The organism is Moorena producens 3L (assembly GCF_000211815.1).
Classification (GTDB): domain Bacteria; phylum Cyanobacteriota; class Cyanobacteriia; order Cyanobacteriales; family Coleofasciculaceae; genus Moorena; species Moorena producens.
This window is the reverse complement of record NZ_GL890921.1, coordinates 19,054-30,618: the sequence shown is the minus strand read 5'-3', so window position 1 is coordinate 30,618 and position 11,565 is coordinate 19,054. Positions and strand designations below refer to the sequence as shown.

The following is an 11,565-nucleotide window of genomic DNA, read 5'->3' as shown; positions in this document are numbered from 1 at the left end:
TTGGCGGCATGGCAAAATACTTCATGCGCACCACTTCTTCGGGTAGCTCAGGAGTGCGATCGCTAATCAGATCAACTGGCACCGATTCTTCTTCGAGTATTACCTGTGTCTTGGCCTGATTACGGGTTTTCTGAGATTGCAGCTTCTCCTTATATTTGCGCAGTTGACGATGAATCTTATCAGCGACCAGATCAATGCTGGCATACAAGTTTTCAGTACCCTCTTGGGCACGAATCACTGTCTTATTGGCATAAATGGTTACTTCAGCTGTCTGTTTAGGGTTTATCCGAGGATTACGAGCCACCGATAGATTTATATCGACCTGATTGGTAATGTTTTGAAAATGATTGACCGCCTTTTCTATTTTTTGATGTACATAGTCACGAATTGCATCGGTGATATCGATGTTTTTACCTTGGATAACAAGCTTCATACTGACTACTCCATCTCGTAACGTTTGCGCTTGACAATAGCAGTGGAGGTTGGGGAGATCTGCTATTGGTTCTTACTCTTACCCTATCACTTTGTATTCTAGACAACATCAACTTTTGATTTCTCTTCAAATTCCTTTGCATTCGTTGACATTGATAAAATAGGGCATAGAGTATGAGATAATTGAGGATCGTGCGTAAATGTTTAATTAGTCATCAAGGTTTAGTCCCTTACACAGTGGCTTGGGAGCAACAGCGTACGCTAGTTAGTCAACGGCTCCAAGATTCCAGTTTGGATGATATTCTCCTGTTGCTGGAGCATCCACCGGTTTACACCCTAGGAAAAGGATCTCGTCTTGACTTTCTCAAATTCGATCCCAATCAGGTTAACTGGGACGTGCATCGGATAGAGCGTGGTGGTGAAGTGACCTACCACTGTCCTGGACAACTGGTAGGCTACCCCATTCTCAATCTCCGGTACTATCGCCAAGATTTACACTGGTACCTCAGACAGCTAGAGGAAGTTTTGATTCAGGTATTGGCTGTCTATGGACTAAAGGGTGAGCGGGTGGCTGGCATGACTGGTGTCTGGCTAGAAGGATGTAAAGTTGCTGCCATTGGCATTAAGGTGAAGCGCTGGATTACCATGCATGGCTTTGCTTTGAATGTCTGTCCTGACCTTGCAGGTTTTAATCATATCGTTCCCTGCGGCATTGCGGATAAACCGGTGGGTAGTCTAGCTCAGTTTATTGCGGATCTTAGTGTGGAACAGGTAAGGTTAGATCTCTGTGGTAAATTTGCTGAGGTTTTTGGTTTGCAACTGATTGACCAAGGGGAAAGGGGATTTTAGGGTAAGCATTCAGCTATCAGCATTCAGCTATCAGCATTCAGCTATCAGCTATTGGCCTATGGCCACGGTACTTCAAATGCATATGCTTACCAAATAGCTAAAGTCCTGCTACAGCATCCTGGTTTTTGGGTAACGGTATTGCCTCTTTCCACCGTATATTTGTTAATTTTTATTTAAATTTTATCAAAAAAATCACCAGCTGTTGAGACAGCTGGTATGATCCACGTAATTAATTAGAGATACGTCGTCGTTTTCCATGAGGAAAATCCAGGCTGCGCGTTCCCAAACCGACAGCCTAAAAATTTCTGCTTTAAATTAATCGTAACAGAGAATACGTTCTTTTTTGTAATTAAAGTTTACATTTTTTGGGTTGAGGCAGATTCCATCACGTGATGACGACCTTGATCAGGACGCCCCCAGAGGATTTGCTCGTGCTTATAAATCGCCATGCCTGGTTTAGCGCCTTTAGGCTTGTAGACATATTTGGGTTTCGTGTAAACAACTGGTACCTGTTCACTCTGACACCCCCGGCTGTTGTAAGCGGCTAGATCAGCAGCAAATTGCAAATCTGCTGGATCAGCTACTGTTCCTGGCTCTAATCTCAGTAGTACATGACTCCCAGCAATCTCTTGGGTATGAAACCAGAGGTCATAATCCCCAGCGGTACGAAATGTCAGCTGGTCATTTTGCCGATTGTTGCGACCAATCAATAATTCAAAGCCACTGGGAGTTTGATATCGATAGGGCTGTGAAACATCGGATAGATTACGACTTCTTTGAGCAGAAGCTTCTAAATATCCTTGCCCAATTAGCTCTTCGCGGATTTCCTGTAGGGTTTGTAAGTCGTCTAGAGTGTTATAGGTATTTAGCTGAGTCAATGATGCCTCGACTTGCTCTAAATACTGTATTTCATCTTGTACTTCTTTTAGTAATGGCTCAACCGCATCCCGAGTTCGTTTCAGTTTTTGGTGTCGCTTGTAGAAAGCTTGGGCATTTTGGACAGCATTTTTCTCAGGATTTAAGGGAATCTTGACTGGCTGGTTGGTTTCAAAGTCCGGTAGGGTGATCGATTTCATCCCTGGTTGCCAATCCTGGAGATATGCCATTAATAAGTCAGCTTTTTCTCGGGATTGATCAGCTTGGTCAGATTGCTGTAAACGTTCCTTAAAGCTAGAAGCTTTTTGCCGTAGTTTTCGTAGGTTATTATTTAGCTTCTGAGTAAGTTGGTTATGCAATCGGGCAAACTCGTGTTGATTGAACTGGTTGCTGTAATAGGAATTGAGTAAGGTTTGGATATTTTTAGCTGGTTTAACTATCCCCCAATCCATTACCGTATATCCTTGGTTTGTCCAGCCTGGGTGAAAAAGGTTGGTTGGTTGAAGGTTGGCAGGTTGAAGGTTGGCAGGTTGAAGGTTAGCAGGTTGAAGGTTGGTTGGTTGAAGGTTGGTTGGTTGAAGGTTGGTTGGTTGAAGGTTGGTTGGTTGAAGGTTGGCAGGTTGAAGGTTGGTTGGTTGAAGGTTAACAGGTTGAAGGTTGTCTGTAGAGAACTTGCTAACGTTTAATAAAGTTTTTAACCATTGTTGCCAGCATTGAAATAGGTTTTGCCAGTCGGATTCTTCTAGGTTTTGGGTGGATTGCTTTGGGTCTAAACCAGCTGCTTGTACCATAGAGCGAGCAAGGGTGGGACTCAATCCTCGATAACTTTTGAGTAACTGATTTGCTACTGCTCCTGGTATCAAACTTACTCGTTCTTTCCAGCTCTGGTAGGATTCAGTCAAACTGGGGCTAGTGCCAGTCAGGGCTGGTGGGAGTTCGTAGGGTTGACCGGTTTGAATAGTACGGACGCTGGATTGCTGGTTACTGACTTGATGAGCAGTGGTAACAATTAGATTGTCAGCATCAGTGAGAATTAGGTTACTGTATTTGCCGATAATTTCTACATACAAATGCCAAGTCGGTGCTTCTCCAGGGCGTTTGGCAAATTGCAGGTCTAATACTCTCTCCCAAGGGGCAATGGTTTCGATGGCAATTAGGGCGAAGCCACCTAACTGGTGCCGCAGTTGGTCACTAAAGGTGAAGGTGTCGGGAACCCGAGGGGGTGGATCTCCTATGCAAATCCGGGCGGCTTGGGGATGCCAACAAATGGTGAGCCAACCTCGACCATTTAGGGTGCGTAGGGCGATAGCAATGGTGTAGCGATCGCGTTGATAGACTTGTTCGGTACGTCCTGGTACCCAGGTAGCACGCAGCTCAGAACAAGCAGCGGTCAGGGTGGTATAGTCAACAGGTTGCATGTGCCAGGTGCCAGATCTGAGCTTGGTAGGATTCGGGTTTGAGAATGCGATCGCGTAGCGGCTCGTACCGAGCATCGCCTAGCGCCTCAATGGGCGCGCATCGCATTTTGGCTATGGCTATGGGATCACCGTCTAGCCCAGTTCCCATTTTGGGCATTTACAATACTATTGTATAAGTCAGCCTTAGGGCTACGATGTTAGTCGAGAAACTACCTCTTCTCAAGTCAGAGCTCACCTAGGCAGTGTCCTATACCAAGCCTGAGGAAGTGACAACAAGGCTAAAAAGTAGACAGGGTATGGGGTGTGGGGTTTGGTAAAAATAGAAGGGAATTTTGAGTTACCCCAGCAAAAACCTCCGTCCCCAACCTGATTCAACCGTCTCTACCAAAGTAGCCAGCTCCTGATGTTTCCCTACCCCGGTGACCCCAAACCCCACACCCAGTAAGGCTTTTAAGGCTGTTGGCCACCCCCTCAGGTGCAATATAATAAATATTTAGCTAGTAAATACCCGAAAATTCAAAAAATATGGCTTGGTACGATAATCCAACAGTTGCTGCTACTTTAGGTGCCCTTGCTGGATCAGTATTTACAGCATGCGTATCTGTATTTATCTGGCAGAAAACAAAAAAGATTAAGCAAGTAGATTGCATTATTAATGATTCTTCCTCACTACTTTCCTTCTCAGATACAATTCGTAACGAACTCAAAATTATATACGCAGATGAACCTGCAAATTCTGTATTTTTATTCAATATGGAAGTTTTTAACTCTGGTAACCTAGCTATTAGGGAGCAACCAGTGAGTATACGTTTAGACAGCAATTCCAAGATTGTAGGATATACTTTCAAAACTATTCCAGAAGTTGGATTTGGAGAAGTTCGAGAATTATTACTTCAAGAAACCCGACTTGATTTAATTATTGAACTATTGAATCCGCGAGACCGGGTATATATTGAGCTAATTTCTATTAATAACTATTCAAGTAATATAGATGTCTACATGAAAAATGCTAACGTTACCTCTCGTGTGTATACTCGCCGAGCTGAGAATGCTATCTTAGGAATATTGTCTCAGGAGATTGATCCATCTTTAGCATCTCTTGCCATGCTCAGCAACTTACCATTTTTTGGTGGATTTGCCAATTCTATAATGACTATGGTCTTGGCACAACAAATTAAAAAAGCTGTAAGACAAAAAAAATAACTTCTATTCCTTTTTTTTAAATTTCCAAAACCTTCATTCGCCATTTCTAAAATTGAGAGGTTTTGTCTACTAAAGATTAACCGTAGGTCACACTACGCAAACACTATATTTTTCCTGCTCAGGAATAAAAAAAATGATGTTATTCAGTACCTTTTATGCTAAAGTTGCAATAAAAAAATCGGAAAGCTTACTGTAGCATAAAAATGGTACTATTCAACTAACAAAATTTTATAAAGACGGCCTCTTTTAACTATTCCCTGATTCCTGCTCCCTGCTGCCTCTGCTAAACTGTTCATTTAGCATAACAAGTACAGAATAACCATAAATTTTAGCAATTAAACACTCGAAGTTACAGTATTGTTTGCACTTATTCACGGCTATAGGATTTTATATTTACCCGTAGGTTGCGTTATTAACGCACCATAATTTTGTACTAATTAAGTAATTTTTAATTGACATTTTATTTTCAAAAAAATACCCTAAAATATTATTTTTATGCTATAAGAAAAGTGACCTTAATTAATAAGGTCAAAAACCAGCCCCCTGAACCTCAAAAACCACGGGGCTGGCTCTAACCCCTAGTAACATAGGAGATAATTTTATTATGACCTATCGAGACCGTCTTAGTCCGTGGGTAAGCTGTTCGGCATTTAAATTGGTATAATAAAAATTAATAAATAACCCAATAATAGGAAATATGCCAGCAAAAAATTATCTGACAGCAAAAAACAATACTTCAAAAAGCCTTAAAAATAGAAGAAAATGGAAATATTAGAGAACGTATTTTAATTTTGCTGTTGTTGAATAGTGGAAAAACACAGTTAGAAATTGCTGAAGTTTTGGGTTGTTCAAAGAACACAGTCTGTTATTGGTGTGTCCACGGAGATCCAGATGACTTAGAGAGTCTTAAAGATAAAAGAATGAAAGGCAATCACCAAAAAGCAACAAAACAATATATAGAAGTATTATTAGAATTAGTCGAAAAAGAACCCGAAGAATTAGGATATGAATTTGGTCGATGGACAGCTCAAAAATTAGCCGTTCATTTAGAAGATACAACAGGCATCAAGTTAAGTGGGTCTCAAGTTCGTAGGATACTAGTCAAGAAAAAATATGTTTACCTTTGGTCAAAGTATAGCTTAGATTCTAAAAAAGACCCTAAAAAAAGGGAAGCATTTAAAAAGAAACTAGATGAGTATTTAAAAATAGAAAAAGAAAGCCCAGAGCGTCTTCAGGTATGGTTTTGGGATGAAAGCGGATTTAGTTTGAGAGTCATCAGAAGAAAAAACTGGTGTAAAAGAGGAAAGCGAAAAAAAGTTAGAGGAGACCGTTCGCGCAGCGTCGGGCTTTGCCCGAAAGGCAAGGGAGAGTTAATGTGATGGGAGCTTTGCGATATTCAGATAAAAAAAGATTTGTAGATTTCCTCAAAAAAAGCAATAGTCAAACTTTTTATGAAGTTTTAAAAACCTTTTATAAAGAGCTAGAAAATGAATGGATGGAAGCGGGTAATCAACTAGAAGACTTTGCTAATAAAGGACCGAAAATCGTCATTATTTTAGACAATGCTAGTTTTCACAAAAAAGCCGAATATATTCATAAAATAGAAGAAGATATGCCGAATATTTATTTAGAATATCTTCCCGAGTATAGTCCTGATTATAACTTAATTGAATTGGTTTGGCATTCAGCAAAAGAATATATTGCCAATCGAGTTTTCAAATCAATTGAAGAATTAGAATGTTTGTTAAATCATCTTTTAAATGAAGGAGGGTTAATTATAAAATGGGTACGAAAAATAAAAAACAAAGGCAATGCTGTTATCACAGTTTAAATGCGCAACAGCTTAATTGTGCGGTTATTACCCAAAATGCAACGAGTGGTTGTTGCTCGCTTCCGTAACCGCTCTGATGCAGAGGGTCACTTGCGCAGTCTCCGACAGCTGATGCCTGATGTCAAATTTGTGATTATTTTTGATACTGGGGAGGAATTAGATCAGAAGTAAATAAATAACTGGTTCTTTGTGGACGGTTGACGGTTGTTTGTGGATAGTAAACAGTTAACGGTCAACCGTCAACTCAGCAAGAAAAACGTTATCAAAGTTGACACTTGCTTGACCGCTTTTTTCTCTGATGAAAAAAAACTATAGTTATTAGGTCGGTCAAATCTCCAATTCTCTACACACTAAAGAATAAACTCATGAAACATTTCTTCGCATCTACAACCTTAGTGACAGGATTGGCATTACTGCCATCCTTCGCTATTACACCAGCCAGTGCCTATACCCTGTTTCAAGCAACATTGGACAGTGCTCAGGAAGTCGCTCCTGGAGGAGTTACCCAATCCCCAGCAACTGGCTCTGCTAGCTTAAAACTCAATGATGCTGGTACGGAACTGAGTTACAGTATTAACGTTGTTGGTGTTGACTTTAGCCAGCTAGCGGATGTAGCAAGTCCTGCAAATGCTCTAGATGTTGCTACCTTGCTCCATTTTCACCAAGCTCCCCGTGGGGAAAATGGTCCGGTAGTCTTTGGTATTTTTGGCCCGGATCAGGATAATGATGACCGCACGGTTACCTCTAACTCGGATGGCTCAACTACTATCTCAGGAATTTGGGATCTTGATGATCCTGCCAGTACTTCCTTGAGTGAGATTGCTCCTGGACTGCTGGCTACTGCTCCTGGTGCAGATACGGATCTCTATTTCAATCTTCACTCAGAAAATGACCCAGCAGGGATAATTAGAGGACAAATCATTGCTACCCCTGTCTCCGAACCTTTCTCAGTATTAGGTTTACTAGCGGTGGGAGTCATTGGTGCAGGTTCAGCCATCAAAAAAAAGCTAGTAAGCTAGTACTCTGTACTAGTACTCTGTCAATTTAGTTTTTAGGGTTAGGTGTTAGGGGTTAGGTTAATGGTTAATGGTGCTTGGTTAATGGTTAATGGTATTAGAAATACTGTTAGGTTAATAATGTTAGGTTAATAATGTTAGGTTATAGCATTTAATCCCTAATCCCTAATCCCTAATCAGGAAAAGTAAAAGTCTAGTTACCTCGTCAATTTAATCGATGGTTAAAATCATCAGCCGCAAATCCTTAGGTACTCAACCTGTCTATGATATTGGTGTCAAGGACGACCATAACTTTATTTTGGCAAACGGTATGGTTGCTTCCAATTGCTTCAACAAATCTCACTCCACGGCCTATGGCTATGTAACCTATCAAACTGCCTATCTCAAGGCGAATTACCCAGTTGAATATATGGCAGCGTTGCTGACAGCGAGTAGTAACAGCACGGACAAGATACAGAAATATATTGCTACTTGCTCAACCATGGGGATTGAGATTTTGCCACCAGATATCAATCGTTCTGATTTGGATTTTACCCCAATCTCTAATAGTATATTGTTTGGGTTTTCAGCAATCCGGAATTTGGGACACGGAGCAATTAATTGTATTATCAAGGCTCGGGAGAATGGTGGTGAGTTTAAGGCTTTGGCAGATTTATGCGATCGCGTGGATTTGCGCACCCTTAACCGCCGTGGTTTGGAAGCATTGATTTACTGTGGTGCCTTTGATAGCATTCAGCCCAACCGCCAGCAACTTATCAAAGACCTGGAGCCATTGATTAGTTGGGCGCAAGACCGTGCCAAAGACCGAGAAAGTGGTCAGCTGAACATTTTTGATCTGTTTGGCAACACTAATTCTGAGCCAGATCAGAACAATAATGCTTGGGAATCTGCTCCAAGCGCTCCAGCAGTGTCTGATTTTTCACGCCAAGAAAAATTAAATTGGGAAAAAGAATTGCTTGGTTTTTATGTGTCTGACCATCCTTTAAAATCAGCCCGTCCAGTAGCTCAAGTTCTTTCTCCTGTCAGTTTGGCGGAGTTAGCAGAGCAAAAGAAGGGGACAACTTTGAGTGCTATTGTAATGCTCACCGAAGTTAAGCCTCACCTCACCAAAAAAAATAATGAACGCATGGCCTTTGTGCAGATGGAAGATCTGACCGGTCAAGCTGAAGGAGTTGTATTCCCGAAAACTTACGAAAAAATTAGTTCATTACTGCAAGCCGATTCCCGTTTAATTATTTGGGCGAAGGTGGATGAGCGAGATGAGAAAATTCAACTGATTATTGAAGATGCTGAGCTAATTGAAAGTTTACGAACAGTAGTAGTAGAACTTACCCCTCAGGAAGTTACGACAAACAACCTTAACCAATTAAAATCGATTCTGCAAAAACATTCCGGTAAAAAACATCAGGCAAAATTCCCCGTACTAGCAACTATTGCTGCACCCCAGCAGTATCAATTTGTCCGTTTTGATTCTAAATACTGGGTCCAAGATCACCAAGTAACCGTTAATGCTCTCAAAGCTAGCGGATTTGATGCCCGTACTGCTCCAGTAATCAGGAGTTGAATAAGGAGTTTAGTCTTTGCTCTTCTATTCTCAGCAATTTACTAAAACTATAGCATTTACAAATAGTTCATGAACAATCTGGCGTTGGTTAATAATAGAATGATTTTAAGAGTGAGGTGGAATAGGCATCTTGCCTGTTCGGCGATATTGTGGGGCTGGCAGGATGCCCACTCTACTCCTATTTATTCAAAGATTCAGCAACGCCAACAATCTTGCTGATTTCTAATAACATCAAAAACTCTTCGGAGCTCTTTTTTACTATGCCCTATGCCCTGTTCCCTGCTCCCTACTCCCTACTCCCTTCTTTATCAATCTTAACCAGGATTTTGCTGAGGATTAGAAGAGTCAAGAAATTCAGATTGAATCTCCTCCAATTCCCGATCAAGTTTAGTTTTAGTTTTCGGTAAACTACTAGAACCAGCCACCTGAGAACCAAGGGTTTGATGGGTTGATTTAGTTGTCGGATTACCCATAATTTCAGACTTTAATTCTTCTAATTCTTGAGCAATCCTTTTATTCAATCCCCCGACTGCAGGCTTTGATGGTACAGTAGATTTGACTGGTGTAACTGGTTTTCGTTGCCTTAGAGGTGTAACTGGTTTTTGTTGCCTTAGAGCTGTTGGGGGAGTTGTCTGAAGATGCAAATCTTTACTTACCTCAGTCGCTGATTGATAACGTCGGTTAATAGCCCCCGCTATCATCTTGTCGATGATGCGACCAAGCTGATCACTAATAGGATGACTCAAAAAGTTCCGCCATATCCAGACACCCTCCCTGACATCAAATAAATCACAGGGGTGCCTATCGGTCAATAAATGAATACAAGTGATACCAAGACTATAGATGTCACTGGCAAAAACTGCTCTACCAATACTTTGCTCTGGTGATACATAACCAAATGAGCCAATCGCTGTCCCAGTTTTGCCTAGACTAGTGCCAGTAGCAGCTTTCGATGCTCCAAAATCAACCAGAACCAGTTGACCAGCGACCTGAGTTGCTCCCCCCACAACAGAAGACCTTGAACCCCTGCGGCGAATAATGTTTTCTGGCTTGATGTCCCGATGGATGACATGATGTTGATGAACAAATTGCAGCAATGGCAGCAAATCATCCAGTAGCGCCCGAATTTGTGCTTCATTAAATCCACCCCGACTTGCCAGTTCTTGGACTAAGTTTTGTCCATCGATAAACTCTTGGACTAAATACTGTTGGCTATCTTGACAAAAATACGCCAGCAGTTCCGGAATTTGAGGATGTTTGCCCAACTCATCCAGCCGTACCGCTTCGAGGGTGAATAACTCAGCGGCCTTTTGAACCGTATTGGTTCCCTGGGCTTGGGGAAAAAACTGCTTGATCACGCAGGGAGGCTTAGAAGGTTTATCTTCATCCACAGCCAAGAAGGTTTTACCAAATCCACCCTGACCTATAGGTTTAATCCCTCGGTATCGCTCTTTGAGCAGTAACTTCGAGCCACAGGCAATGCAAAATTTAGTTCCTTCTCGATTTTTGGGATTGGGGCAAGTGGGATTGAGACAGTAGCTCATTATACTGGTCAGCAGTCGGGCTTTTATCTATAATTATATATTGCCCTATCTACGAACAGATAAACAATGATGTGATCAGGACTGATGGTGACAGTAGGGAATTTTTTGAGATTATGTAGCTTATCTGCCTATCCCCTCATTATCTAATACCAAATCCTGTTCCCATACCCCCCTTATCCAAACAGCTATAGATTCCTCGAATAAAAGGATTTGGTCGATTTTTTATAAAGGGGGTGTGGCAAGCGGATTTGGTATAATTACCTGATTACTTCAAACCCTTATAGCAATCCGTGTAGGAATTGTGATAATTTTTAATGCCATATTCCCGTCTTGATGCAGTCGCTCATGGGGGAAACCACGGCAGTTGCTCATGGGGGGAACCCCCTTTGGCCTCACTGCCTCCCCAAGACCGTAATGGTGCGTTTGACCCGTAATTAAATTCGCCACGGGTCGCACCTCTGCATCGCTACTCCCTGTTTCCTGTTCCCTGTTCCCTGTTCCCTGTTCCCTTTGCGATATGTTCCATAATTGCTTGTCGGAAGCCCAGTACTACTAAAGTATTGGAAAGGGTTAAAAAAAACTCAGCACTGCCATGTAGCCAATCCACATCAGCTAATGCTTCCTGATAAGCTACCTTGGAATAAATCCCAGCTGGGATGGTAACAAAAACAAACACCAAGAGGACGTAAAATCCGATTAGCGCTAAACGGGGTGTTTGTCCAGAACGAGTGAGAAACCACAAGAATCCTAGGTAAGGAAATAGGGAAATGGCAAATAATGTCTCTTTAGAAATCATCTGAAGATCAGCAAAAACGGTTGTCAAAATGATTCG

10 protein-coding genes and 1 pseudogene are annotated in these 11,565 nt (G+C 41.6%); 6 read left to right on the top strand and 5 right to left on the bottom strand.

What is annotated here, in order from left to right:
* Positions 1–433: ribosome hibernation-promoting factor, HPF/YfiA family (hpf, locus tag LYNGBM3L_RS14895; RefSeq protein ID WP_008184737.1), on the bottom strand; the 433-nt coding region annotated here is incomplete at its 3' end.
* A 191-nt stretch (positions 434–624) separates the two neighbouring features.
* Between hpf and lipB the strand changes: the two genes are divergently transcribed.
* Positions 625–1,281: a lipoyl(octanoyl) transferase LipB gene (gene lipB / locus LYNGBM3L_RS14890; RefSeq protein ID WP_044493304.1), complete on the top strand. Its 657-nt coding sequence runs from the start codon at positions 625–627 to the stop codon at positions 1,279–1,281.
* A gap of 356 nt (positions 1,282–1,637) precedes the next feature.
* Here the strand turns inward: lipB and LYNGBM3L_RS14885 are convergent, their stop codons facing one another.
* Entirely contained in the window at positions 1,638–3,575 is a 1,938-nt protein-coding gene (locus LYNGBM3L_RS14885; protein WP_008184733.1) for an NFACT RNA binding domain-containing protein, read from the bottom strand.
* 525 nt (positions 3,576–4,100) lie between these two features.
* On the opposite strand from LYNGBM3L_RS14885, the gene LYNGBM3L_RS14880 reads away from it, so the two are divergent.
* The 5 genes and pseudogenes from LYNGBM3L_RS14880 to LYNGBM3L_RS14860 all read left to right on the top strand — a co-directional run bounded on the left by LYNGBM3L_RS14880 (position 4,101) and on the right by LYNGBM3L_RS14860 (position 9,189).
* Positions 4,101–4,778, top strand: coding sequence for a hypothetical protein (locus LYNGBM3L_RS14880; RefSeq protein WP_008184729.1), 678 nt, complete (start codon positions 4,101–4,103; stop codon positions 4,776–4,778).
* Positions 4,779–5,475: 697 nt separating this feature from the next.
* Positions 5,476–6,609 (top strand): annotated as a pseudogene (locus LYNGBM3L_RS38380) (IS630 family transposase).
* A complete protein-coding gene (locus LYNGBM3L_RS45770; RefSeq protein WP_008184725.1) occupies positions 6,610–6,780 on the top strand; it encodes a hypothetical protein in 171 nt (56 codons plus the stop codon).
* A 194-nt stretch (positions 6,781–6,974) separates the two neighbouring features.
* Positions 6,975–7,628 carry a CHRD domain-containing protein gene (locus LYNGBM3L_RS14865; RefSeq protein WP_008184723.1) on the top strand — a complete coding sequence of 218 codons (654 nt, stop codon included), beginning with the start codon at positions 6,975–6,977 and terminating at the stop codon, positions 7,626–7,628.
* 214 nt (positions 7,629–7,842) lie between these two features.
* Positions 7,843–9,189 (top strand): helix-hairpin-helix domain-containing protein, encoded by a 1,347-nt coding sequence (locus LYNGBM3L_RS14860; RefSeq protein ID WP_008184721.1) that lies wholly within the window; start codon positions 7,843–7,845, stop codon positions 9,187–9,189.
* 314 nt (positions 9,190–9,503) lie between these two features.
* Here LYNGBM3L_RS14860 and LYNGBM3L_RS14855 read toward each other — a convergent pair whose 3' ends face one another.
* From LYNGBM3L_RS14855 to LYNGBM3L_RS14850, 3 genes are all read right to left on the bottom strand, one after another.
* Positions 9,504–10,733, bottom strand: a complete 1,230-nt coding sequence (locus LYNGBM3L_RS14855; RefSeq protein ID WP_008184719.1) for a serine/threonine-protein kinase — start codon at positions 10,731–10,733, stop codon at positions 9,504–9,506.
* Between the two features lie 270 nt (positions 10,734–11,003).
* Positions 11,004–11,180, bottom strand: a complete 177-nt coding sequence (locus LYNGBM3L_RS43595) for a hypothetical protein (protein ID WP_154659801.1) — start codon at positions 11,178–11,180, stop codon at positions 11,004–11,006.
* 19 nt (positions 11,181–11,199) lie between these two features.
* Positions 11,200–11,529, bottom strand: a complete 330-nt coding sequence (locus LYNGBM3L_RS14850; protein WP_008184717.1) for a DUF3593 domain-containing protein — start codon at positions 11,527–11,529, stop codon at positions 11,200–11,202.
* Positions 11,530–11,565 lie beyond the last annotated feature (36 nt).

Excerpts from the sequence above, each read along its gene's own strand:
- LYNGBM3L_RS14880 (WP_008184729.1), top strand. The coding sequence starts at position 4,101 with ATGGCTTGGTACGATAATCCAACAGTTGCTGCTACTTTAGGTGCCCTT.
- LYNGBM3L_RS14860 (WP_008184721.1), top strand. The coding sequence starts at position 7,843 with ATGGTTAAAATCATCAGCCGCAAATCCTTAGGTACTCAACCTGTCTAT.
- LYNGBM3L_RS14865 (WP_008184723.1), top strand. The coding sequence starts at position 6,975 with ATGAAACATTTCTTCGCATCTACAACCTTAGTGACAGGATTGGCATTA.
- LYNGBM3L_RS14885 (WP_008184733.1), bottom strand. The coding sequence starts at position 3,575 with ATGCAACCTGTTGACTATACCACCCTGACCGCTGCTTGTTCTGAGCTG.
- LYNGBM3L_RS14855 (WP_008184719.1), bottom strand. The coding sequence starts at position 10,733 with ATGAGCTACTGTCTCAATCCCACTTGCCCCAATCCCAAAAATCGAGAA.
- LYNGBM3L_RS14850 (WP_008184717.1), bottom strand. The coding sequence starts at position 11,529 with ATGATTTCTAAAGAGACATTATTTGCCATTTCCCTATTTCCTTACCTA.
- LYNGBM3L_RS45770 (WP_008184725.1), top strand. The coding sequence starts at position 6,610 with ATGCGCAACAGCTTAATTGTGCGGTTATTACCCAAAATGCAACGAGTG.